Origin of the sequence: Paenibacillus sp. OK060, assembly GCF_900101205.1 — a bacterium.
Taxonomy (GTDB): Bacteria; Bacillota; Bacilli; order Paenibacillales; family Paenibacillaceae; genus Paenibacillus; species Paenibacillus marchantiae.
The window spans coordinates 103,190-128,420 of sequence record NZ_FNFR01000009.1 but is presented as its reverse complement, the minus strand read 5'-3'; the positions used below and the strand labels follow the sequence as shown (position 1 = coordinate 128,420).

General features: G+C 46.8%; 24 protein-coding genes. 21 read left to right on the top strand and 3 right to left on the bottom strand.

The annotated features are described in order from the left end of the window. The first annotated feature begins 157 nt into the window (after positions 1–157). From BLS14_RS27330 to BLS14_RS27315, 4 genes are read left to right on the top strand one after another with little or no spacing between them, the layout of a single operon-like run. The gene (locus BLS14_RS27330) at positions 158–838 is read left to right on the top strand and encodes a response regulator transcription factor (protein WP_064640631.1); all 681 of its coding nucleotides are present in this window, start codon (positions 158–160) and stop codon (positions 836–838) included. Further along, on the top strand, positions 787–2,592 hold the full coding sequence (locus tag BLS14_RS27325) for a sensor histidine kinase (protein WP_143038168.1): 1,806 nt from the start codon (positions 787–789) through the stop codon (positions 2,590–2,592). Before BLS14_RS27330 ends, BLS14_RS27325 begins: the two co-directional genes overlap by 52 nt. A gap of 20 nt (positions 2,593–2,612) precedes the next feature. Next, the gene (gene pssA / locus BLS14_RS27320; protein WP_090954806.1) at positions 2,613–3,158 is read left to right on the top strand and encodes a CDP-diacylglycerol--serine O-phosphatidyltransferase; all 546 of its coding nucleotides are present in this window, start codon (positions 2,613–2,615) and stop codon (positions 3,156–3,158) included. Positions 3,159–3,171: 13 nt separating this feature from the next. Then, positions 3,172–3,657: a DedA family protein gene (locus tag BLS14_RS27315; protein WP_063566540.1), complete on the top strand. Its 486-nt coding sequence runs from the start codon at positions 3,172–3,174 to the stop codon at positions 3,655–3,657. A gap of 140 nt (positions 3,658–3,797) precedes the next feature. Here the strand turns inward: BLS14_RS27315 and BLS14_RS27310 are convergent, their stop codons facing one another. After that, positions 3,798–4,988: a cation:proton antiporter gene (locus BLS14_RS27310; RefSeq protein ID WP_063566541.1), complete on the bottom strand. Its 1,191-nt coding sequence runs from the start codon at positions 4,986–4,988 to the stop codon at positions 3,798–3,800. Between the two features lie 375 nt (positions 4,989–5,363). Between BLS14_RS27310 and BLS14_RS27305 the strand changes: the two genes are divergently transcribed. The 5 genes from BLS14_RS27305 (at position 5,364) to BLS14_RS27290 (ending at position 8,637) form a co-directional block, all read left to right on the top strand. After that, entirely contained in the window at positions 5,364–5,948 is a 585-nt protein-coding gene (locus BLS14_RS27305) for a DUF420 domain-containing protein (RefSeq protein ID WP_170867957.1), read from the top strand. 72 nt (positions 5,949–6,020) lie between these two features. Then, positions 6,021–6,764 (top strand): 2,3-diphosphoglycerate-dependent phosphoglycerate mutase, encoded by a 744-nt coding sequence (gene gpmA / locus BLS14_RS27300; protein ID WP_090954804.1) that lies wholly within the window; start codon positions 6,021–6,023, stop codon positions 6,762–6,764. A 227-nt stretch (positions 6,765–6,991) separates the two neighbouring features. Next, a complete protein-coding gene (locus tag BLS14_RS32790; protein WP_161490622.1) occupies positions 6,992–7,165 on the top strand; it encodes a hypothetical protein in 174 nt (57 codons plus the stop codon). Positions 7,166–7,317: 152 nt separating this feature from the next. Beyond that, entirely contained in the window at positions 7,318–8,226 is a 909-nt protein-coding gene (locus BLS14_RS27295) for an aldo/keto reductase (RefSeq protein WP_090954802.1), read from the top strand. Positions 8,227–8,310: 84 nt separating this feature from the next. After that, positions 8,311–8,637 carry a thioredoxin family protein gene (locus BLS14_RS27290; RefSeq protein WP_063566544.1) on the top strand — a complete coding sequence of 109 codons (327 nt, stop codon included), beginning with the start codon at positions 8,311–8,313 and terminating at the stop codon, positions 8,635–8,637. Positions 8,638–8,841: 204 nt separating this feature from the next. On the opposite strand, the gene BLS14_RS27285 is transcribed toward BLS14_RS27290, so the two are convergent. Beyond that, the gene (locus BLS14_RS27285) at positions 8,842–9,630 is read right to left on the bottom strand and encodes an undecaprenyl-diphosphate phosphatase (RefSeq protein ID WP_063566628.1); all 789 of its coding nucleotides are present in this window, start codon (positions 9,628–9,630) and stop codon (positions 8,842–8,844) included. A gap of 239 nt (positions 9,631–9,869) precedes the next feature. Between BLS14_RS27285 and BLS14_RS27280 the strand changes: the two genes are divergently transcribed. The 5 genes from BLS14_RS27280 (at position 9,870) to BLS14_RS27260 (ending at position 13,392) form a co-directional block, all read left to right on the top strand. After that, positions 9,870–10,502 (top strand): TetR/AcrR family transcriptional regulator, encoded by a 633-nt coding sequence (locus tag BLS14_RS27280; protein WP_090954800.1) that lies wholly within the window; start codon positions 9,870–9,872, stop codon positions 10,500–10,502. A gap of 176 nt (positions 10,503–10,678) precedes the next feature. Continuing rightward, positions 10,679–11,512 carry a substrate-binding periplasmic protein gene (locus BLS14_RS27275; protein ID WP_090954869.1) on the top strand — a complete coding sequence of 278 codons (834 nt, stop codon included), beginning with the start codon at positions 10,679–10,681 and terminating at the stop codon, positions 11,510–11,512. A gap of 31 nt (positions 11,513–11,543) precedes the next feature. Beyond that, positions 11,544–12,188, top strand: a complete 645-nt coding sequence (locus BLS14_RS27270; RefSeq protein ID WP_064640624.1) for an amino acid ABC transporter permease — start codon at positions 11,544–11,546, stop codon at positions 12,186–12,188. 16 nt (positions 12,189–12,204) lie between these two features. Beyond that, a complete protein-coding gene (locus tag BLS14_RS27265) occupies positions 12,205–12,951 on the top strand; it encodes an amino acid ABC transporter ATP-binding protein (RefSeq protein ID WP_063566547.1) in 747 nt (248 codons plus the stop codon). Positions 12,952–12,969: 18 nt separating this feature from the next. Next, positions 12,970–13,392, top strand: a complete 423-nt coding sequence (locus BLS14_RS27260; protein ID WP_090954798.1) for an OsmC family protein — start codon at positions 12,970–12,972, stop codon at positions 13,390–13,392. A 97-nt stretch (positions 13,393–13,489) separates the two neighbouring features. Here BLS14_RS27260 and BLS14_RS27255 read toward each other — a convergent pair whose 3' ends face one another. Next, on the bottom strand, positions 13,490–14,101 hold the full coding sequence (locus tag BLS14_RS27255; protein ID WP_090954796.1) for a TetR/AcrR family transcriptional regulator: 612 nt from the start codon (positions 14,099–14,101) through the stop codon (positions 13,490–13,492). A 144-nt stretch (positions 14,102–14,245) separates the two neighbouring features. Here BLS14_RS27255 and BLS14_RS27250 point away from each other — a divergent pair, with 144 nt between their 5' ends. The 7 genes from BLS14_RS27250 to BLS14_RS27220 all read left to right on the top strand — a co-directional run bounded on the left by BLS14_RS27250 (position 14,246) and on the right by BLS14_RS27220 (position 25,222). After that, entirely contained in the window at positions 14,246–15,424 is a 1,179-nt protein-coding gene (locus tag BLS14_RS27250; RefSeq protein WP_090954794.1) for an MFS transporter, read from the top strand. A gap of 192 nt (positions 15,425–15,616) precedes the next feature. Then, positions 15,617–17,407, top strand: coding sequence for a sensor histidine kinase (locus BLS14_RS27245; protein WP_063566550.1), 1,791 nt, complete (start codon positions 15,617–15,619; stop codon positions 17,405–17,407). Then, positions 17,400–19,004: a response regulator transcription factor gene (locus tag BLS14_RS27240; protein WP_090954792.1), complete on the top strand. Its 1,605-nt coding sequence runs from the start codon at positions 17,400–17,402 to the stop codon at positions 19,002–19,004. The genes BLS14_RS27245 and BLS14_RS27240 overlap by 8 nt, the downstream gene beginning before the upstream one ends. A 357-nt stretch (positions 19,005–19,361) precedes the next feature. Continuing rightward, positions 19,362–20,345: an ABC transporter permease gene (locus BLS14_RS27235; RefSeq protein WP_063566552.1), complete on the top strand. Its 984-nt coding sequence runs from the start codon at positions 19,362–19,364 to the stop codon at positions 20,343–20,345. 15 nt (positions 20,346–20,360) lie between these two features. Then, entirely contained in the window at positions 20,361–21,263 is a 903-nt protein-coding gene (locus tag BLS14_RS27230) for a carbohydrate ABC transporter permease (protein WP_063566553.1), read from the top strand. A 185-nt stretch (positions 21,264–21,448) separates the two neighbouring features. Continuing rightward, the gene (locus tag BLS14_RS27225; RefSeq protein WP_063566554.1) at positions 21,449–23,137 is read left to right on the top strand and encodes an ABC transporter substrate-binding protein; all 1,689 of its coding nucleotides are present in this window, start codon (positions 21,449–21,451) and stop codon (positions 23,135–23,137) included. Between the two features lie 381 nt (positions 23,138–23,518). Beyond that, positions 23,519–25,222: an ABC transporter substrate-binding protein gene (locus BLS14_RS27220; RefSeq protein WP_063566555.1), complete on the top strand. Its 1,704-nt coding sequence runs from the start codon at positions 23,519–23,521 to the stop codon at positions 25,220–25,222. Positions 25,223–25,231 lie beyond the last annotated feature (9 nt).

Here is a 25,231-nt window from a genome sequence, read left to right as displayed (position 1 = left end):
GACGGCTTCTTTTTTGTGCAAAAACGTATGAGATTTAGTAACTTTTGGTATATATTAATCGTATATAAGATGGAGTTCATTCCAGAACATGGCTGGACACACGGACGACACACGGAATCGTTATGTTAACAACAGAATGCTAAAAGGAGAGTCGGCCATGGTCAGAACAGTGCTTCTGGTGGAAGACGAAAGCCGCATTCGTGAGATTGTGGCCGATTATTTCATAAAAGAACAATGGAACGTTATTGAAGCAGAACATGGGGTAGAGGCGCTGGAATTGCTGGCACTGCATGAAGTCGATCTAGTCATTCTAGATGTGCTGATGCCGGAAATGGATGGATGGACCCTCTGTGGGCATATTCGTTCCCAGTCGACCGTACCTATTATAATGCTGACTGCCCGATCCGAAGATGATGACAAGATTCATGGCTTCCAGCTCGGCGTGGATGATTATGTTACGAAGCCATTCAGTCCTCGTGTACTGGTGGCACGTGCAGAGACATTAATGAAGCGAGTAGAGGGTGCCGTTAGCAAGGAGCAGAGTGTGATCCGGTTTGGATGTGCGACAATTGATCCCTGGGCGCGGCGGCTTGAGAAGGATGGAATCGAAGTGGAGCTTGCTCCCAAAGAATATGACCTGCTGCTGTATTTAACTCGCAATCAGGGAATTGTACTGTCCCGTGATGCCATACTTAATCGGGTATGGGGATATGATTTTGAGGGCGATTCGCGTGTGGTGGATACCCATATCAAAAAGCTTCGCAGCAAACTTGGGGATGAAGCCAAGTGTATCCGAACCGTTATCGGTACGGGTTATCGATTCGAGGCCGAGGCATGAGACGTAACGGTGTAACGATGAAACTGTTTCTGGTCATGGCCGGGTTTCTGCTTCTTCTATATGGAACAACGGTGATTGCCCAACTCGTCTGGTTCCCGGACTTTTACCAGCATCAGAAGATCAGCAGCATTAAGAAAAAATTGACGAAATTTGAACAACAATATTCCACGGGACATTGGAACGATGTGCAGCTGGCCAAGGAAACCGGGAAGTTCATGCGGCAGAATCAGTCGCATCTAGTCATCCTGACGAATACAGGTAAGCTGGTCAATGACCCATTTCACATCGTGCTTCTGCAAGAGGATGGCAAGCAGGTAAATATATCGCTGTCGTTGTTTATCAACAGCGAGAACGCAGGATGGCTTGCTTCACACTTGAAGTATGGTCAGCAATTGACCGTTACAGGCTCAGCAAGTGGAATGAATGATCCTATGGTTTATCCACTCAGGATAAAGGATCAGAGCTCCGTGGTCAGTGGAACGGAAGATTTTCAGGAGTTAACAGAGCCGGTAGAAGAATGGTCAGGAACATTGAAGGACGTTGTTCTTCCCAACCTGGGGACATGGAGCCAGAGACAGGGTCTGCTCGTGCAGGCGCTGGATAGCCGCTTCCCACTGTCTACGGAAGATCAGCTCAGTCTCGCCAACGGAAAAATGATTAATGAGGAATGGACCGATAGCTGGAGTGGTGTACGAAATGTGCTTACCATTGCTCCGGTGCACAGCTCGGGACCCCAGCAACAGCTCATTTTTTCCCTGACGTCCCTGCAGGAGATGAGGGAGGCGAGTGAAGCTACACAACTATTTTATGCGTATTTTGGTATTGCTGCATTTGTGCTGATTGTGTTCCTTTCACTGCTTCTGTCCCGAATTGTCACCAAGCCATTACTTGCCCTGAACCATGTTGCCAAAAAGATGTCCACCCTGGATTTCACGGTGAAATCGCCCATCCGCCGCAATGACGAGATTGGCAGTCTGTCCAACAGTCTCAACGCGCTGTCGACGACATTGGGTCAGACTTTGGAAGAACTAAGGCAGGCGAACAGTCAGATGCGTACCGATATGGAGATGAAGCAGCGGATTGAACAGCGTCAACGGGAGTTTTTTGCCGATGCATCCCATGAGCTCAAAACGCCTATCAGCATTATCAAAGGGTACTCCGAAGGGTTGAAAGATGGAGTCAGTGAGAGCAAACGTGAGCGTTACATCGAGATCATTGCCGATGAAGCGGTCAAAATGGAAACGATGGTCGAAGAGATGCTGGATCTGGTACGGTTGGAATCCCAAGCGATTAAGCTGAACACCGATGCAGTGGCTCTTGGAGATATGATTGAAGATATTGCCGGACGTCTGGGTCCACAACTGAAGGAAAAGGAACTGGAGGTTGTACTGGTCTCCACCACAGAGCAGACCGTTGAGGGAGACCGCAGCAAGTTGGAGCAAGTCTTCTACAATATGATGATGAATGCTATACGTCATGCCGTTCCTAAGACCGATATTATGATTGAGATCAGCAGGCCGGAAGGGCAGGTTCGAATCTCCATCGAGAATCAGGGTGAGCAGATTTCGGAAGCGGAGCGGCAGTACATCTGGGAAAGATTCTACCGCGTGGAACGCTCGCGTAATCGCAAAATGGGGGGGACCGGGCTTGGACTGGCCATCGCGAAGCAGATTCTCGATTTGCATGGATGCAGTTATGGCGTGGAAAACACGCCGGACGGAGTCCGTTTTTATATTATTTTTCCTAATGCTTAGTACGAAGGGGAGTCAAGTCTATGAAATCTTTACCGTCCATTCTAACGTTGGGCAACTTAACTTCAGGCATGCTAGCTGTCATTATGGCTATTCATGGTGAGTTTGCGCTGGCCGTGACGATGATCTGGGTAGCCATGTTCTTTGATCTGTTTGACGGGTTTGCAGCCCGCAAGCTGCATTGCGAGGGGGAATTCGGCAAAGCGTTGGATTCATTGGCTGATGTTGTTTCGTTCGGGACCGCACCCGTGTTGATCCTGTATTTGAACTCCATGAATGAGGTAAGTGCACTGGGTATGGTGCTGACAGCATTATTCCCGGTTTGTGGTGCATTGCGTCTTGCCCGTTACAATTGCCAGAAGACAGCAAGCCATGGTTTTGTTGGCATGCCGATTACGTTTGCAGGCGGTCTTATGTCCTTTTTCGCGCTCTGGAGTCCTTATTTTACTCATGGTGTAGCCTATCTTGTCATTATCGTATTATCCGGTCTAATGGTTAGCCAAATCCGATTCCCGTCTCTAAAACAAGTGCTAGCCCCCCATGAGAAGGATATTGTGGAACCGAAATAAGGAGCGAGTCAGTATGGAATTTGCAAGAGAATTTATTGGTCAATATGGTTATTTCGCAATTTACGGACTGCTGGCTCTTGGCGTGATTGGCATGCCTATTCCGGATGAGGTGATGATGACCTTTGTCGGTTATCTCGCCTCCATCTCGGTGCTGAATTATTCGGTGTCCATTGTTGTCAGTTTTGGTGGGGCGTTTACTGGAGGACTTCTGAGTTACACGATTGGCAAGAAGGCCGGGCGGCCACTGGTTGAGAAGTATGGTAAATGGGTCGGAGTCAACGCCAAACGGCTGGGCAGGGTGGAGTCCTGGTTTTTGAAATACGGGTACTGGTCCATCATACTGGGCTACTTCATTCCAGGCATTCGTCATCTGATGTGCTGCTTCTCCGGGATCAGCCGTATGGCTATCGGACGATACGTCCTTTTCTCCAGCATTGGGGCATTTATATGGTGTGTTGTGTTTATATCGATCGGCTTTTATGTAGGTGTGTTAACTTAAAATGGGACAGCCTGTTATGAACTGGCGAGGATAAAGACCTCTTGTTAATGGAGTGGTCTTTTTTTGTTTGTGTTAATAAACTCCCTTGAAAAATGAAAAGCCCACCGCAATATGCACGGTGAGCAGAAATAAATTTGGCTTCACCCATTCAAATGGGATTCCTCAATGCCTTTTTCAACCTGTGGCTCCCCTTTTTTGCGTGCAAAGGTGATTTTGAGTAAAGGTGGCGTAACCAGGGTTGTAACGATAACCATGATGACCACACTGGTGAAGTACTCAGGGTCGAGTAATCCGGAAGCAAGTCCAGTGGAAGCAATAATGAGAGCAACTTCCCCTCGGGAAATCATGCCTGCACCGATGGCGAGGGAGGATGAGCGATCAAATCCGGTCAAACGCGCACCTGCTCCTCCGCCCAGCAGCTTGGTTACAATGGCGATGAGACTGATGACGATAATGAACCAGATCTGTGAACCCACGCCGTCAAAAGTCACGTTCAAACCGATGCTTACAAAGAATACCGGAACAAAAATCCCGTACGCGATCGGTTCAAGTTTCGTTTCGACCTCATGTTTGAAGTTCGTTTGAGAGATGGCGATACCTGCCGCAAAAGCCCCTATAATGCCTGCAACACCCATCCATTCTGCAAAGTACGAAAAGCCAAAACAGATGATTAATCCGGCTGTAATAACGGTCTCCGTGACCTTCAGCGGTGCCATCCACTTCATAATGCGTGGAACAAGGAACCAGCTGGCAGCGATAATGACAACAAAGAATAACAGCTTCTTGCCAATGAGCAGAGGGATTGAAGTATCGGTTGCCCCTGTTCCGAGCAAACTCATCATGACAGCGAGGATGACAACAACCAGTACATCATCGACGACAGCGGCTCCAAGAATTGTTGTACCCTCACGAGAGCTGAGCTGATTCATGTCTTTTAACGTTTGAACTGAGATGCTGACCGAAGTGGCACAGAACAGAAGTCCAAAGAACAAAGCGTGTGTCTGCGACATGCCGAACGCAGCGGCAGCTCCATAACCTCCGATGAATGGTAAAATGATACCACCCACGGCAACCGCAAAGGCTGCCTTCCAATTTTTCTTCAATTGCTCCAGATCCGTTTCGAGTCCAGCAATGAACATGAGCAGTAATACCCCAATTTCGGACATATAGTGGATGAAATCATCCGGTTGTACCCAGCCGAGCAGGGCAGGTCCAAGAATAACACCGACGATCAATTTGCCCAATACCGATGGTTGACCGAGTCTTACCGACAAATCTCCAGCCAACTTGGTGAAAATAAGAATGAGTGCAAGTACCAAAATAAATTCCATAGTTGTTCTCCCTTCCAGTAATAGCGTTTATAGGGTAACCAGCCCAAGGGAAGATCATTCCAGCCTTAAAACAGAAAAAGGCATAAAACGGCGTATGTCAAGCGTGCCGCTTTATGCCTTAAAAAAAGACAAGGAGGGCCCTTGGTGACAGGCTCCTCCAGTTCAACGCGTATGTGATTAATTACATTAATTATACCATGAATACAGGGTGGGGTAAACCAGTGATGGTGGGCTTTTAATGAAAATGGCCTGAAGGGGGCACTTTAAAGGTATCTGACGAGGCTTTTTGTTCAGAGTGTTGTCACTTAACAGTCGAGAAATGGCAAGATATAATGAGATAGAACATAGAAGTTAGGATATGAGGAGGATTTTTCATTGGGCAAACAGGACAAAGGGGACCCGAACATTCAATCCAATCAGATTGCCCCGACCAGTAATAAAAATTTTGCAGGTCTCATTATTACCATTTCCATTATCGCCAATGTCATTATTTTATTGTTGTTCTTTGCACCGTCGATCGGATACAAAGGCGATGTAGCCTTTGACATTACAGTGTTGCCGCGGTTTAACGCCGTGTTCAACAGCTTCACCTTTATCTTCCTGCTTGCGGCCCTGATTGCCATTATCAAGCGGAATGTGAAATTGCACAAACGTTTCATCCTTGCTGCATTTTCAACGACCCTTTTATTTCTCGTTACGTATCTGTCGTTCCACTATTTGTCTCCGGAAACGTCCAAATACGGCGGGGAAGGCATCATTCGTTCCATCTATTTCTTCATTCTGATCACACACAGCATCCTGGCAGCCATTATTGTGCCGCTGGCTCTGTTCACTCTGGTATGGGGTTGGACGAATCAATTGAAGAAACACCGTAAAATTGCTCGCTGGACGATGCCAATCTGGCTGTATGTTAGTTCCACGGGTGTAGTTGTATATCTGATGATGGCACCGTACTATTAATAATTTCACATATCATGGGCATATCCGGCTCGCCTTGCGGGTAATGGTTTCATGGAAGGAGGATTCACGCTTATGTACAGAGTCGTATTGATTCGCCATGGACAGAGTATGTGGAACGTGGAGAACCGTTTTACCGGTTGGACGGATGTGGATCTGACGACCGATGGATACGGAGAAGCGCGTAAAGCGGGAAAGATCCTGAAAGAACAGGGTTTTGATTTTGACTACGCTTATGCTTCAGTCCTCAAACGCTCCATTCGAACACTGGATATTGCACTTGATGAGATGGACCGGATGTGGATTCCGATCACGAAGACGTGGAAACTGAACGAACGTCACTATGGTGCACTGCAAGGACTGAATAAACAGCAGACTGCGCTGAAGTACGGTGAGGATCAGGTGAAGGAGTGGAGACGCTCCGTTAGCGTATCTCCCCCAGCACTGGACGAAACTGATGAGCGGTATGTTCAGGACCAGGACAAGTATCAACGGCTGGGCTGCACCATCCCTCGTACCGAGAATTTGATGGATACATCGAAGCGGGTGCTGGAGTATTGGAATGCAGAGATCAAACCGGTAGTGTCAGCGGGCAAAAGGGTACTCATCTCCGCGCACGGCAATACGCTCCGTTCACTCGTCATGCATCTGGACCAAATGTCCGAAGCGGACGTAATGGCGCTTAATATCCCGACAGGCATTCCACTGGTCTATGAACTGGATGAAGATCTGCATCCGATCGGGCATTTCTACCTTACTGCGGATGGTTCCACCTACAAACATGAGGAAATGACTCATGTCGCACCACCGTCCGATTGACAGGACGATTGTTATGACTAAGCAGGTTATACAGTAGTAACAATGATCTCGACTTATACATCATGTTAGAAGATGGCTCCTGAATTTTCATTTTCAGGGGCCATCTTTTTTACGCTGTAATAGGCCATTCTCTAATTTAAGGCATCGCATCTGACGTTTCGTTTTTCTCCCACAGGGTAATCTGAAGCAAGAGACGATGTACATTAATCCTGAAGGAGGAACAACATATGTCTAAAAAAAGTGGAATTATTGTAACAGCCATTGGAGCAGGCGTGACTTATTTGATGAGGAATAAAGAAGCAAGGGATAAGCTGTTCAGTACGGTATCAGGACTGATGAAAAACTCTAGTCCATCTTCAAAACCGTCTTATGGAAGCAAAAAAGGTTCACGTGTGATTTAAAATAGATTTTGGCATAGAATCAATTAGTATGAGAAGCCCGGAGCTGGTACGGTCCCGGGTTTTTGTGTGCGTTCATATGTCATATGCGATTTTTGCCAGCAAGAATGATACAATGTAAACTTGCAGAACGTATGGAAGGGGATGTACAACATATGAAGAAAAATCGTCTGGGTTCATCCGAACTCATGGTTGGTGAAATTGGGTTAGGCTGCATGTCGCTTGGAACTGAAGTGAAACCTGCCGTAGTCTTGATTCATGAAGCATTGGATCGTGGCGTTAATCTTCTGGATACCGCTGACCTGTATGATGCAGGATTAAACGAAGAAATCGTGGGCCAGGCTATCCAGGGACGCCGGGAGCAAGTCATTGTGGCAACCAAGGTTGGTAATCGTCGCATACCGGGAAAAGAAGGCTGGTCATGGGACCCGTCTAAAGCCTATATAAAACAGGCTGTACGAGACAGCCTGAAACGGTTGCAGACAGATTATATCGATCTGTATCAACTGCATGGTGGCACTCTGGATGATCCAATTGAAGAGACGATCGAAGCCTTTGAGGAACTGAAGCAGGAAGGTCTTATCCGGTATTACGGCATATCCTCCATCCGGCCTAACGTGATTCGTGAATATGTGCAGAGAGCTTCCATTGTCAGCGTGATGAACCAATACAGCGTTGCGGATCGCCGGGCCGAAGAGGAAGTATTGCCTTTATTGGAGCAAAAGGGCATTAGCGTTATCGCTCGTGGACCTGTGGCAAGTGGGGTTCTCGCTGATTCTGGTGCTGCCAAGGCAGATAAGGGTTATTTGGATTATACTCCTGAGGAGTTGCACATCATACGAGAAGGCCTGGGCCGTTTGGTTACAGACAATCGCAGCATGGCTCAAACGGCCATTCGTTATGCTTTGGCGCATCCGGCTGTTGCCGCTGTCGTGCCAGGTGCCAGTTCGAGAGAGCAGTTGTTGCATAATATCGCTGCTTCGGAATCTGCACCACTTACGGCTGCGGAGATTAACGAAATACGGGAGCTGAGTCCCGCCAATCTCTACAAGCAGCACCGTTAAACGTTGGCAGCCTATTTTCAATTGTAACTATACGAGGTACAATGAAGGTCAACCATAAAGAATCAAATAAGGGAGAGAAGACATATGGAAAGAATTCAAAGTGAACAACAATATCGCGATACAATTAATTCTGACGGAATGACCGTCATTAAATTTGATACAACCTGGTGTCCGGATTGCAAAAACCTGGATCGCTTTATCGGGGACGTTATCGACCAGCATGCGGATAAAACCTTCTATGCCCTCGATGCAGAAGAGTTCCTGCCGTTTGCTGAAGAGAACGGTGTACGCGGCATTCCAAGCCTGCTCGTATTCCAGAACGGCAAGAAAATTGCACATCTGCACAGCAAATGGGCAAAAACGCCTGCTCAAATCTCGGAGTACCTGCAAACTTTGGAGTCCAAGGTATAACCATAATCAGTTCGTTTAGTTCGCAGTAGTTATATGAAACGCCTCCTATCGCTGATAGGGGGTGTTTTTGCTGTGGGGGAGGGGTGTAAAGGCCGAAATGAAAATCCGCTTGTTGAAAAGGTTGTGTGAAATTAAAAATGGCAACCTGGTTCCGAAAGGAACAGGTCGCCATTGGCTTTTTTGTTACATGACTTGAAGATAGGGTTACATCATTAAAATGATAAAGAATACGGCTGCCAGCACGAAGCGATACACTGCAAAGACGGTCAGACTCAGTTTTTTCAAAATAGACAGGAACGTCTTAATGGCAAGCATGGCTACGATAAATGCGGCAATGAATCCAATCGCGAAGATCGGGAAATCGCTGGTATTCAGATGATCGATACTTTTGTATAGATCATATCCTGTGGCTCCAATCATAATCGGCACAGAGACCAGGAATGTAAATTCTGCTGCGGCAACTCGGCTTACCCCTGCGAACAGTCCACCGGAGATCGTCGAACCGGAACGGGAGAAGCCTGGCCATAATGCGAGAATTTGAAAAAGACCCACTACAAATGCCTGTTTATACGTAATATCGTCTACATCATGGGTTGTAATGCGCTCGCTGCGGTGGCTCCAACGTTCAGCGATAATCATCAGAATACCACCAATAACAAGACTGTACAGCACCGTTTGTGCTCCAAACAGATGCGCCTTGATCCAGTCCCGGAATACAAGTCCAATGACTACGGCAGGAACCATCGCCAAAAAGATATGTATGAGGTTCAGGCGGGAGGTGTAGCTCCTTTTGCCTCCGGTGAAGCGGAACATATCAATGAATTTGTTCCAGTACAGCACAACGACAGCTAGTACAGCTCCGAGTTGCACAACCACCTCAAACGTTTTGACTGACTCGTTGTCCTCCGATAATCCCAGCAAGTGGGCAGTCAGAATCATGTGTCCGGTTGAGGACACGGGCAAAAACTCAGTCAAACCTTCGATGATGCCCATAATAATCGATGATATAAAGTCCAATTCTCTTCCTCCTTGAAATGCAGATGACAGCTTATAGGCTGTCCTGCGTGACAATGCCTGCTCATTAGAACAAGGCTATCATCTATTATGATCACAAATGCGCCCAACTTCAACTTATGCTCGTAATGAATTGTTTAAAACCATATTGACAAAAACCTAGTTATCCAATAGGATATACATTAACTGACTGACTGATCAATCGGGAGGATAGGCAAATGTCTAAAAACAATCATTTGGAACCCGGAGAAGAACGCCGGGACCAAATTATACGCATAGCGATGGAGCGTTTTGCGACCCAGGGCTACCATCAGACGAAAATTTCCGATATTGTCCGGGAAGCCGGCGTCGCGCAAGGCACTTTTTACTGGCACTTTAAAAGTAAGGAGGCCATTGCGTCGGAAATTGTACTGACCGGCAGGGAGAAGCTGCTTGAAGCGATCGGACAAGGCTACCGCAAGGATGCCGGATCGGTTGAGGATATGGTGAGAGCTTCTGAACGGCTGTTTACCGACTTATTCTCCTTTGCAGCGGACAATCGTTATTTTATGGAGTTGTTGCTTAAAGGCATCGTGTCCGAGGATTCAGTACGCCGTCTGGTCGAGGAGACACGTAATGCAGTGGAACAAGCATTTCGCCACAACATGCAACGGGCCATTGAGCTGGGCATGCTGCCGGAATCCATGGATGTACCGCTTCGCGCTGCGCTGCTGGTTAGCATGATTGAAGGCATGATTACGCGCTGGCTGTTTGGTTCGAAGGAGTTGCACAGCGAGTTCTCATCAATGTCAGCAACGACGCTGGCTGCGGAGGCGGCAAGCTTTGAGTTTTACGGACTGCTCGGCACATAAAAGTGTGCTGGCCCTGGAGCTTTATTTTCAACAACTGGATTAAATATTCACATGATTAAGCCAGCAGCAGGGAATAATGGGTACAACTGCAGTTTAGGAAGACAGGAAACAGAAGTTTCAACAAGACATGACTACATGGATGAGAGGAAGTTAATGACATGAATAAAACATATGGAATGAAATCTCGCAAAGGCTGGACTTTAACAGCCCTGCTGCTAATGACCGTGCTGGTACTCAGCGCTTGTGGCAGTAAAACTACGGACAATGGAAGCAGCAATGGAGCACAGGCGAACAATGAACTGGAGCAGATCAAGTCTGCTGGCGTCATCAAAGTGGGAATGATGGGCACGTACGCTCCATACAACTTCCTGAACGATAAGAAAGAAATGGACGGCTACGATGCAGATATCGCACGTGAGGTTGCGAAGCGTCTTGGGGTTAAGGTGGAATTTGTATCTCAGGAGTTCTCCGGCCTGACACCAAGTCTGCAAGCCAAAAAGCTGGATGCCATCATCAGCCAGATGACGATTACCGATGATCGGAAGAAAGTACTGGATTTCAGTGATCCGTATATTACGAACCAAGTCAAAATCATTGTGAAAAGTGATAATAATGACATTACCAAGTTGGAAGATTTCAAAGGAAAAACGATTGGGGTAGGTCTGGGTACGAATGATGAAACGTATCTGCGTAATGAAGTGCTGCCGAAAGTTGGCGACTTCACGATTAAAACCTATGACGATGTTATCTCTTCACTCAAAGACCTGAATGCTGGACGGATTGATGCCACAATCAACAACATGTATGCGCTGAAACCCATTGTGGATGCCAACGGACTGAAAATCAAAGCCGTAGGTGAACCGATTAAGAGTGACCAGGCAGGTATTGCTGTGCGCAAAGACAATCCGGAACTCGTAGCAGCACTGAATGATGCACTGAAAGGCATGAAGGATGACGGTACGTACAATACCATCTTCAAAAAATGGTTCGGTGAAGAGCCTGCGCAATAATGAACCGGCAGGGCGAAGGGAAGTTTGATCCATGGAATTGGTATTTGAGAATATCCCCTTCTTTCTGAAGGGGGCATATTACACGCTGTATGTAACTGTGATTTCAATGTTTTTTGCTTTTATCATCGGGTTGCTCGTCGCTATCGCGCGTCTGAAAGGACCGATGTGGCTTAGAATGATCGCCCGTTTCTACGTATCCATCATGCGGGGAACCCCGCTGTTGGTGCAATTATTCGTTATTTATTATGGGCTGGTCGATTATGGCGTAACCTTGGGCTCGCTCACCGCAGCCTGTCTCGGGCTTAGTCTGAATGCGGGTGCATTTCTGTCGGAGACGTTTCGCGGAGCCATTCAGGCGGTACCAAAAGGGCAGACGGAAGCTGCATACGCAACGGGGATGACCCCGGCTCAAGCGATGAGACGGATTATCTTCCCGCAGGCTGTGCGCATTGCCATCCCGCCGATGGGTAACACCTTTATTGGCATGCTGAAGGAAACATCACTTGTGGCGGCGATCGGTGTTACCGAGTTATTGCGGTCAGCACAATTGCTTGTATCACAATATGCGGTGAATATGCCGTTTTATCTGGCGATTGGCGTGATCTATTGGATTATGAGTATCGGCTTCTCGGCCATTCTGGAACAAGTGGAGCGCCGGCTTGCCCGGGCTTACTGATAGGAGGGGAGAACCGGTGATTACAACAACAGGATTGACCAAACGTTTTGGAAAAAATGAAGTTCTCACAAATATAGATCTGCATGTCGATGCGAAAGATATTGTTGTTCTGCTGGGACCCAGTGGATCGGGCAAAAGTACGCTTCTGCGCTGTCTGAACGGTCTGGAAGAGCTCTCTGGCGGCAAGATTGAAGTGAATGGTGTAGTGGTAGACAGTTCAGACTCGCAGCGAATCCAGCGGGCACGGGTACTTGAAATCCGTCGGCAGACAGGCATGGTATTCCAGCAGTTCAATCTGTATCCGCACAAGACGGTGCTTGGCAATGTGATGGAAGGGCTCGTGACTGTGAAAAAAATCAAGCGGGACGAAGCGGCCGAACGTGGCCGGATTCTGCTGGATCGGGTCGGTCTGTCGGACAAGCAGGATGCATATCCATCCCGTTTGTCTGGTGGACAGCAGCAGCGCGTAGCGATTGCCCGCGCACTTGCCATGGAGCCTGAGGTGATGCTGTTTGACGAGCCTACCTCAGCCCTTGATCCCGAACTGGTGGGAGAAGTGCTCTCCGTTATGAAGGAGTTGGCACAGGAAGGCATGACGATGCTGGTCGTTACGCATGAGTTGAAGTTCGCCCGGAATGTGGCTAACAAAATCGTCTTTATGGCGGATGGATCAATTGTGGAAGAAGCGAGTCCACAGGCCTTTTTTGAACACCCGACCCAGGAGCGGACACGAAGATTTTTGCAGCAAATTACTGAATTCTAAGAAAGAAGGATAAACATCATGAATGTAACAACGGTATGGAAAGGCAAACGCGCATTTACTTCCGAAGGACCCTCTGGCTACGCGGTTGGCATGGATGCCACAGCAGCCTATGGTGGTGACAGCAAGGGTGCTACACCCATGGAATTGTTACTGGCAGGTCTCGGAGGTTGTATGGGGATCGATATCACGATGATTCTGGACGCTTTCCTGGACAAAATTACTGGCATTGAGATTGAAGCACAGGGTACACGTAGTGAAGGTATGCCAAAAGGATTTACTTCCATTGACCTGATCTTCAAGGTGGACGGCGATATCCCGGATTACCGGATCTGGAAAGCCATCCAAATGGCTGAAGAGAAGTATTGTGCAGTTTCCGCTTCGCTTAGCGCTGATATTCATCCCATGCTGATTCTGAATGGGGTAGACACACCCCGTCCATAACGGGACGGACATGGTTAAAGTATACAATGAAGAGGCACTTCCAATCATGGGAGTGCCTTTTTGATTGTTCTAACATTTCGACCATTAGGAAGTAAGGTCACGCTGGATGTTGAGCAAGGTCCCAGACACCCATAATTTCGGTGATAGCCTGATCAAGCGTTGCAAAAGGGATACCGTCCCGGGCTTGTGTAGAGATACCTTGCATAAAAGTATCAAATACGGTGGTCAGCATTGCCACATTCGTGGAGGCAGGCAGTTGGCCGATTTCCACAGCGCGCTGGATGCAAGCCTGCAGGCGGTTGCGAGTCAGCTTTCTTTTCTCGGCGGTTATGTCACGGATATGATTGTTTTTGGAAGAACATGTGCTGGCTGACAGCACAATTAAACAGCCAGATGGATGTGCGCTGTCTGTTTGCATTTTGGCGGTACTTCTTAAAGTTGTTTCAATCGCTTCTCTTGGAGATAGCGTAAGATCTGAGAAGCTTTCCGTAACGCGTCCAAATGAACCCATATATCGTTCTACCGCTTCTTTATAAAGAGCTTCTTTGGATTCAAAGGCTGCATAGAAGCTGGCTGCTGAAATATCCCCCATGACCGCTCGAAGTTGAAGCAATGAGGTGGCTTCAAATCCTTGTTCCCAAAAGAGCATCATTGCCTGCAACAGGGCTTCATCCCGATCAAAAATGCGCGGACGTCCGGTTCTTGCCATTAGAGATTCCCCCTCGTTTTTCTTAATTATATACTAATCGATCCAAAAGTCGTTGACAAGGTAGGAGAGGGTGGATAATATAAAGAATGATCGATCCATAATTCGAGTTCTATGTCCTATATTATCTAAAAAGGAGCTGCACAGATGTCCGATAAATCTTCTCAACGTTTCCCATGGTTGGGGCTACTGGCCTTGGCGATGGCTGGTTTTATAGCTATTATGACTGAAACTCTTCCCGCGGGGTTGCTGCCGCAAATCAAGGAAGGGCTGCAGGTCTCTGAGGCAGGGGCAGGGCAGCTTGTCACCTTTTATGCAGTAGGTTCTCTGATTGCCGCCATACCTGTGGCCGTGCTGACAAGGGGCTGGCGACGCCGTCCGCTTTTACTTCTAGCGATTATCGGTTTTCTGGTCTTCAACACGATTACAGCCCTCTCTTCAAACTATGTACTGACCCTTGTCGCTCGGTTTTTTGCCGGTGTTGCAGCCGGTGTCTCCTGGGGCTTGATTGGTAGCTATGCACTACGGATGGTGCCTGATCATCTCAAAGGCAGGGGCATGGCTGTTGCGATGATTGGTACACCGATTGCCTTATCATTCGGTGTTCCTGCAGGTACATTGCTCGGTTCCTTTATGGGCTGGCGCTCGGTATTCTGGCTGATGTCGCTGCTGGCGTTTGTATTGATCTTCTGGGTGCTCTGGAAAGTACCCGATTATCCGGGGCAGTCTGCTGATCAGCGCATTTCTTCAATAAAGGTGCTGCTGACTCCTGGCGTAATTCCCATTCTGGCTGTCGTTCTGGCCTGGATGCTTGCTCATAATATTTTGTACACCTATATTGCCCCTTTCCTCGCCGATGTCGGTCTGGAATCAAAGGTTGGACTTATGTTACTTGAATTTGGCCTGATGGCATTGGTGGGCATCTGGATTACAGGTATTCTTATTGATCGTTGGTTGCGTATGCTGGTTCTCATCAGTCTTGCGGGCTTTGCCCTGATCTCTCTGGTATTGGGTCTTTGGAGTGAGCACGCTGCCGTTGTATTTAGTTCAGTTGCGCTCTGGGGTCTAACTTTTGGCGGTGCGGCTACACTGTTGCAGACCGCCCTTGCCCAAGCTGCCGGGGAGCAGGGTGTGGATATCGTTATGCCAATTAATACGACCGTTTGGAATCTCGCTATTGCTATTGGTGGATTAGCGGGAGGTGTGCTTCTGAATCAATGGGGAGCCTCGTCCTTTACCTGGGCCATCCTGTTCCTATCACTTGTAGCTCTGGTTGTTGCGCTGCGTGCCAAAGGACACGGTTTCCGCTCAGCACGCAGCCGCTAAGCCATCTGTTTTACTTCCTACATTAGAAATAGTTATACAAACTTCATGTTTGTTTTTCACTCAGCATACAGCCTTTTTTTGAAGCCCTCTTGCAGGGCTTTTGCTGTTATGTGGTATGATGAATTGGAAGGGCAGGCGTAATATGTACTGACCTTTATATGTAAGCGCTTATAAGCGACGGAAGGTGCAGATATGTTTAAAAGGCTCATAAGAACATCCAACAATCTTAAATTAAAGCATAAATTGCTCATATCCTATGTACTTGTCGTCATGATTCCGGTACTAATTATTGGACTTGCTGTAACCGGATACTTTCGCAAGCAGGCGCTGGACAATGCCATTGGACAGACGATCAACAACGTAGACAAGGTCAAGAGTCAGACCATCACACTACTGCGTGTGCCTACGGATATTTCCAACATTCTGATGTTCAACAATGAACTGAAGGAAATTGTGAACAAACGATACCAAAGCGTTGTGGAACTGACCTCGGCTTACCTCGCTTATAAAGATTTTCAGGAATATAAGCGTCTGTACCGTGAGGTTGCGGGCATCCGGTTTTACTCCACCAATCCGACGCTGATCAACAATCTGGAGTTCATTCCTGTGGACAAGCAGACCGAGGAGAGCTACTGGTACCAGAAGGCACTGAAAACGACGAGCATCGGCTGGTTTTATATTCCTGACAAGGGAGATAATCCGGTGCACAAGCTAAGTCTGGTGCGCAAAGTGCCTTTTGCCGAATATCGGACCGAGGGTGTGCTGATGATTGTAATCAATCAGGATGAGCTGAATGGATTATTACGTCAGGAACCGTTCGAGACGTTGATTACGGACGAACAGGGTTATGTGGTTGCGGCCAAAAATACCGAACTAGTGGGCAAGACGCTGGACGAGCTTGATTTTGGTGTAGATCTACAAAATCAGACCAAAGGCACAATTGAAGCAGATTTTCGGGGGGAGCCATCCAATATTGTCATTGATGAGCTGCGCCCTGGATCGAGCATGAACAGCCTGAAGATCATTTCGGTTTTTGCCACCAAAAATATTGTCAAAGACGCCAATACCATTAGCATGATCGGTATGCTCTTCATTACGCTTGTGCTGGTCATTGCATTGTTGCTTGTATATATCATTTCATTTCTCACATCGAACCGATTGTTACGCCTTAGCAAACATCTGAATAAGCTCGCACTGGGTGATCTGAACGTCACCTCCCGCATTGACGGGAATGATGAGATTGGGCAACTGTCGAGGCAGTTCAATTACATGGTGAAGAGCATTAATGAACTGATGACTCAGGTAGTGGAGGCAACGGAACAGAACAATCAATTGGAAATCGCACAGAAAGAGATTAAACTGAAAATGATGGCCAGCCAGATCAATCCTCATTTTTTGTTTAATGCACTGGAGTCGATCCGCATGAAAGCCCATATCAAAGGCGAGGCGGAGATTGCCAATATTGTCAGGCTGCTAGGCAAACTGATGCGCAAGAGTCTTGAGATTGGCAGCGGCAAAACGACGTTCAGAGCCGAACTGGAGATGGTACGTTCTTATCTGGAAATTCAGAAATTCCGTTACGGCGACCGGCTTGCTTTCCAGATCCATATCGATCCGGAGGTGGAGAAGATGTACATTCCTCCTTTGATCATTCAGCCTCTGGTTGAGAATGCGATTGTGCATGGTTTGGAAAATAAAGAGGGCACGGTCCGTGTGAATATAAATATTCGTTTGGTGGAGGATGTCGTTCAGGTGCGTGTCGATGATGATGGGGCAGGCATTACGCCGGAGCGTCTGGCTGAAGTGATGCAGTTCATCTGTGGACCGGAAGAACAGGAGAAGAGCCGGATTGGCATGCGTAACGTACATCAACGTTTAACGTTGACCTACGGTGAGCCATACGGATTACAGATTAAGAGTGTGTACGGGGAAGGAACAGAGGTTTCTTTCACCTTGCCAGTAGGAGGAGACCAGCATGTATAAAGTGTTATTGGTAGATGATGAACCGAGCATACGTGAAGGACTGACAACGATCATTGATTGGGAAAAATACGGCTTTCAGGTGATTGGTACAGCTGCCAGCGGGCGTGAGGCCATCACCCGCTTCGAAGAGCTGGAACCGGACCTGACAATCATCGATATTCGCATGCCCGGCATGACCGGACTGGATGTGATTGAAGAAGTGCGGCAGCACCATCCGGGGTCGCACTTTCTGATCCTGAGTGGGTACGCGGATTTTGATTATGCCAAGAAAGCCATCAGTTTTGGCGTAGATGGGTATCTGCTCAAGCCGGTGGATGAAGAGGAGATTATTAGTGAGCTGGAGCGGATCTCTGTGATGCTAACAAGGGAGCGTCTGACACTGGCCCGCCATGCTGGTGAGGATACAGCCTACCGGGAGCACCAGATTGAAGCATTGCTTTTTGATAGCCTGGAAGGTACAGAAACGATGGAAGCAAATGCTCTAGGATTGAATTGGTCGCAGTATCAGGTTGTGCTGCTGGAGATGCATGCCGAACCTGATTTACAGCGTGGTAGTGTAGTGAAACGCAGACTGGCGGAAGCTTTTGACCAGAAAGATCGGGGCATTGTGTTTTCGTTCCATTCCGGACTGGGACTGTTATGTAAAGAGCCTATTTTGACTATCCAATCTGCCCAGAGTTTATATGATGAGTTGGAAGGGCTGCTGGGAGAGTGGAATATTCACATGTACGCGGCAGCAGGTCAACCTGTAAACTCCACAGCAGACATCGCACATTCCTATAATCAGGCCAACGGCGTATTGGGCGGACGTTTCCTGTTCGCGGAACAACGTATTATGTTATGGAACGAAGGCGAGAAGAGCAAAAGTGCTTCTGGGCCGGTTATTGCGCTGGATGAAGTTAGTGGTGAACCGGATGAAGCAGAATTGGCGGACAAGCTGTATTATGCGCTCGACATTCGGAGTAGCGAGTCCGTGATGCGTGTGCTGACCGAAATCGAGGAACGTCTGATCCCCCATCATCAGACAGAACAGGCGATTAAGACGGCGTTCTCCCAAGTGTTTTCATTGGCTATTAACAAACTTGCAGCAACGAATCAGCATATGCAATCTATTATGCAGGAGCATTCCGTTCTAATTACGGAGGTCTACCATCAATTAACGTTACTGGATCTCAAAGTAATGGCTGCTCAACACCTGAACCGGCTTATTCAGCGCATGGGTGGAGGAAGCAAGGATACGGTACTGAAACAGATGATTGAATTTATCCGTCGTAATCCCGGCGAAAATCTCAAGCTGGAGGTACTCGCTGAGGTATTTAACTACAATAGCAGTTATCTGGGCAAGCTGTTCAAAAATCATACCGGAGAATATTTCAATGCATTTCTCGATAAGGTCCGAATGGAGAAAGCGAAGGAACTGCTCGATGAAGGCTTAAAGGTGCACCAGGTTGCCGCGAGGGTGGGGTATGCCAACGTGGATTACTTCCACGGCAAATTCAAGAAGTATGTAGGGGAATCGCCTTCCGCATACAAACATGCTAGAGAGCTTGCTAGATCACAGCCCAAAGATTCTTCAGGAGAGCCAGAACGGGAGTAGCCCATGTTTCAGAGGATGGTACTTCTGGAGTTTGGTATTTCTCCTGATTAGGTGAAAAACGTTTTCGAACTAATAGTCTATTTGAAGGACCCTGGAGGTCCTTTTTCTTTTTAGTTTTACATGAAGTAAACGATTTCTATAAAACGTTTTCGATCATTACCGATTTCAGATTAAATTCCCTTTTAATTTTAATAATTATTAATAGATAGCGTCATTATCACTAATTTTATAGATATAATATCGGATTTTATAAGGGGATATCTAATTTTCATATGATTTTCTCTAAAATCCAGATGGTATTTTGAAAACGCTCTATCAGGTATGATTATTTTATAAATCAGAGGAGGGGGAACGGAGATGGAAACGCTAACAGAAAAATCCGCTTCCGCGAAAAAAAGCAGTGACCCCAATCCGCCAACACAAAAACGGCGGAACAGAGTTTGGGACAGTATGAAACAGCAAAAGTATCTCTATCTCATGTCATTGCCATTCGTAGCTTGGGTTTTTGTATTTAACTATCTGCCACTATGGGGATGGACGATGGCTTTCCAAAACTATAAACCGGCCAGATCGTTCGGTGATCAACAGTGGGTTGGTTTTAAACACTTTGCAGAGCTATTCAGCGATGATCGCTTCTATCTGGTACTTCGAAATACGCTTGCAATGAGCTTGATGGGACTGGTTATCGGTTTTATCGTGCCGATTTTCTTTGCGATTCTCTTGAATGAGATGAAAGGCATGTTCTTCAAGCGCGCCGTGCAAACGGTATCATATCTGCCTCACTTTGTATCCTGGGTCGTAGTGGCAGGGATTATTACCAAGATGCTCTCCACCGATGGCGGGATTATCAATGACCTTTTGGTAAACCTAAACATTATCGATCAGCCGATCCAATTCATGGCTAAGGGGAACCTGTTCTGGTACATTGTAACCGCTTCAGATATGTGGAAGGAAACCGGCTGGAATGCGATCATCTATCTGGCGGCCATTACCGGTATTGACCAGGAGCTTTATGAAGCTTCCCGTGTAGACGGAGCGAACCGCTGGAGACAAATGTGGCATATCACGTTGCCAGGCATTCGGACTACGATCTCTGTACTGTTCATCATGTCCATCGGTCATCTGATCAGTATCGGTTTTGAAAAGCAATTTTTGCTGCAAAACAGTCTAGTGCTAGACTACTCGGAAGTGCTTGATCTATACGCGCTCAACTATGGTTTGAATATGGGACGATTCTCGTATGGTACAGCCATAGGCATATTCAACTCCGTTGTCAGTATCATCCTTCTGTTTACAGCGAACGGATTGTTCAAAAAATTCACCAAAGAAAGCATCATGTAGGGAGGGGACGACATTATGGCGAACAAAGCATTCAATGCTACTCGGGGCGATAAGCTGTTCGATATATTCAACATCCTCGCGATGACCCTGGTGCTAATTGTAACACTGTATCCATTCCTGAACGTACTGGCTATCTCACTCAATAACTCGACAGATACCGTACGTGGTGGAATTTACTTGTGGCCTCGTGATTTCACATTGCAAAACTACAAAACGATTTTCCAATACGATGGATTGCTGCAAGGTTTGCAGGTATCCATTCTACGTACAATTGTAGGTACCGTACTCGGTTTGATCAGTTCCTCAATGATCGCATTTACACTGAGTCGTCCTGACTTTAAGTTGAGAAAGTTTGTTTCTACTGCACTTGCACTCACGATGTATTTCTCCGGTGGTCTGATTCCGGTGTACATCCTGATGCGTGACCTGAACCTGATCGGTACATTCTGGGTATATGTATTGCCAGGTATGATCAGTGCGTTTAACGTGTTCATTATCCGTTCCTTCATTGATGGTCTGCCGTATGCATTGCAGGAATCAGCCAAGTTGGATGGTGCGAATGACTTTAAGATCTATTACAAAATCATTTTGCCGCTCTGTAAACCGGTACTTGCAACCATCGCGTTGTTCCTGGCTGTAGGCCAGTGGAATGCTTGGTTCGATACGTACCTGTATAATGGTTCGAAGGCGCATCTGACCACGCTCCAGTACGAGCTGATGAAAGTACTGCAAAGTACACAGCAAGGCTCGGGAGCCGGACGTAACGCCAATGACATGGCACAGCAGATGACACAGATTTCACCGGAATCCATCAAAATGGCGATCACGATCGTTGTTACGGTTCCAATCCTGATTGTGTATCCATTCCTGCAAAAGTATTTTGTAGGTGGTATGACATTGGGTGCAGTAAAAGCTTAAGTAAGTTTGTACAGGCCGCCACATAGATAGAGTGGCCGTATAATAAAAGAAGCATCAGAATGCCCGAAGCGCAGCCATTTGGCCTGCGCTTCACCGTATAGGGCTGCGGAGTGGCATTCATGGAGCTATAGACAGGGACAAAAAAGTCCCGGAAGACAGACATATGAAACGGGAGGATTACCATTATGGCAAGAAACAAAATGAAGATTGCACTGGCTCCAGTACTTGCGATGTCTTTGCTCGCAGGTTGCGGTGGAGGAAACAGCGGCGAAACGTCGTTTAAGGACACTAGCGGTGATACGTCTCCGATTACTTTTGACTTTTTTAGCGTCGATCCCAGTCCGAACTGGAACGGTATGAAGGATGAAGTGGGGAAGGTCCTTACAGAGAAAACAGGAGTAACCCTTAACGGTGAGTTTGCCGTCAGTGGTGGTCAGGATAAAGTATCCTTAATGGCAGCAAGCGGAGACTATCCGGATATCGTTTCACCCAAAGGAGAGCTAAGCAAGCTCGTGGATGCTGGGGCAATGGTCGATCTGACTGATCTGATCGAGCAATATGCTCCCAATCTGAAGAAGCTGTATGGTAATTACATGGACCGGCTGAAATATAGCAACGAAGATCAAGGAATTTATGTACTGCCTACGTATTATGCGGTAGACCAGAAGTATTTTGATGCAGGCGGCGGATTTGGGATTCAGCAGCGTGTATTGAAAGAGCTGGGATACCCTGAAGTGCGTACACTGCAGGATTATGAAAATGTATTGAAGGCATATAAGGAGAAACATCCAACGATTGACGGTCAACCAACGATTCCGTTATCCCTGGACGCAGATGACTGGAGAATCATGATTACGGTAACGAATCCGGCCTTCCAGGCAACAGGTGCTCCGGATGACGGCGAGTACTATATTGATCCTGAGACATATGAGGCAAGTCTGCATTACAAACGTCCGGAAGAGAAAGAGTATTTCCGTTGGTTGAACCATATGTACGCAGAAGGACTGCTTGATCAGGACAGCTTCGTTCAGAAAACAGATCAATACAAATCCAAAATTGCAAGTGGACGTGTTCTGGGCGTCATAGACCAGGATTGGGGTTATTCCGATGCGGAAAACGCATTGAAAGCAGCGGGCAAAGATGAAGCGACCTATTCACACTTCCCGGTAACTCTGTCTAAAGATATCAAGGATCATTCCTTCCAGGACCCTGGTTTTGTATCTGGATGGGGTGTAGGGATTACAACATCGAATCCGGACCCGGTTCGTACAATTAAATTCTTTGATTACCTAGCTTCTGAGGAAGGCCAAGTGTTGATGAACTGGGGTATTGAAGGTGAGCAGTACGAAGTGAAAGATGGCAAACGTGTGATTCCGGCCGATATTCAGGACCAAAAAACGAATAATGCTGCCGTATTCCAGAAAGAAACAGGTATTGGACTCTATACCAATATGTCTGGTCACTATGGAGATGGTGTCAAGGATTCAACGGATAACTATTACACAACGAATTTCCCTGAACAGATTGTAGCGGCGTATTCCGATGCAGAGAAAGAGACACTCAAAGCATACGGCGCAACAACGTGGAAAGATCTATTCCCAAGTGAAGATGAGTTCCCGGTTAAACCATGGGGAGCAGCGTACAATATGCCAACTCCAGGTGACTCGGATTACAACGTTATTTTCCAAAAAACACAGGATATTATCCGTAAACGGATCCCTGAAGCGATCCTCAGTTCCCCTGAACAATTCGATGCCATTTATGATGGGATGATTGCCGAGCTGAATAAAGCCGGAGCAGAGGACATGGAAAAACAATACACTGAGCTGGTACAAAGCCGTGTTCAATTGTGGAGCGGTGAAGAGAGCAAGTAATGCTTTTCAGCAGAATAGTTTTTCGAAAAAAAGGGCCCAGGAAACTGGGTCTTTTTTTATACCTAAAACGTTTTCCGAAAAACGTTTTCAATTTTGTGAATTCACTATTGACAAGGACTTTTAGAGGGATTATTATTCAAATATGAAAGCACTTTCATTAGTGATTTATCAAGGCATGTACATGAATCTCTTCAGTCAAAGGGAGTACGGATTAGTTCCTCAAATTACTGGATAGAGTGAGTGTTCTTCACTTCATTTTAGAAAACGCTTTTTATGTTATAAAATCAAACGTTTTACAATGAGAATCACCCAATTACGGTATGTGCAGGTCAGCCTGTTCTACAATAGATAGCTTCATTTTATCCATAAGGGGGATTACACATGAAGGGCAAAACACCAAAAACATTCGCAATGCTTCTGTTAGCCAGCGCTCTTGCCATTACAGCAGGATGCAGTGGTAGCGGAGGAGGAACTACGGCTTCAGAAACACCAACGGACACAGGGGATACGACCAGTCCAATCACCTTCACGTTCTTTGGTGCTGACGCAAGTCCAAACTGGAACAACATGAAGGACGCAGTCGGCCAAGAAATTACGAAACAAACAGGTGTTACAATTGAAGCTGAGTATGATGTGAATAATGGTGGCGACCAAAAGATACCTTTGATGGCTGCCAGCGGTGAATACCCTGATATTATCTATCCTAAAGGCAACTTGTCTAAACTTGTGGATGCAGACGCGATGCTTGACCTGACAGATCTGATTGACAAATATGCACCTAACCTGAAGAAAATCTATGGGGACCAGATGAACCGTCTGAAATACAGTTTGGAAGATCAGTCCATTTACACGATCCCAACGAACATGGGTGTAGATAATGTTGCGTTTGATGCTACAGGCGGATTCGAGATTCAGCAAAAGGTATTGAAAGAACTCGGCTACCCAGAAGTGAAAACGCTTGAGGATTACGAGAAAGTTCTGAAAGAATATTATGCAAAACATCCAACACTTGACGGACAGCCAACCATTCCGCTGACGCTGAATGCAGATGACTGGAAGATTATGATTACGGTAACGAATCCAGCCTTCCAGGCAACAGGTGGACCGGATGACGGTGAATATTATATTAACCCTGAAACGTATGAAGCGGTGTTGCACTATAAACGTCCAGAGGAGAAAGAATACTTCCGCTGGTTGAACAAAATGTACAATGAAGGCATTCTCGACAAAGATACATTTGTGCAGAAGGATGATCAATACAAATCCAAAATCGCAAGCGGTCGGGTACTGGGGCTGATTGACCAGGAATGGAATTATGGTGAAGCTGAGAATGCTTTGAAATCAGTTAAAAATGGCGAGAATACCTACGCTCACTTCTCTGTATCTCTCAATAAGGATATTGTGGATCATACGTTCCAACCAACCGGATTCGATGGATATGGCATCGGAATTTCCAAAACTGCAAAAGACCCTGTACGTATTATCAAATTCATGGATTGGCTCGCTTCGGATGAAGGCCAGGTGCTGAGAAACTGGGGGATTGAAGGCGAACAATACAAAGTGGAAAATGGCCAACGTATCATTCCTGAGGATGTACAGGACCGCAAGACCAATGACAACTCGGCGTTTACCAAAGAAACAGGAGTCGGTATGTATAACATCTTCAGCGCAAGATATGGCGATGGTGTCAAAGATTCCACAGGTAACTACTACACAACGAACTTCCCTGAGCAGATCCAAGCAGGTTATACTGCGGCAGAGAAGGAAACATTGAAAGCCTATGGCATTACAACGTGGAAAGATTTCTATCCTTCTGAAGACGACTTGAAGCTGAAAGATTGGGGCGCAGCATATAACATGCCTGTACCTTCGGATACGGATTATAACGTAACGTTCCAGAAAACGCAGGACATTATCCGTAAACGTATTCCTGAAGCCATCCTTGCCAAACCTGAGAAATTCGACCAAGTGTATGATGATCTCCTGGCTGAACTTGATAAAGCAGGGGCGGTAGACATGGAGAAACAATATACCGTTTGGATCAAGGAACGTGTATCTCTCTGGACAGGTAAAGACGTGAAATAATACTGAAAA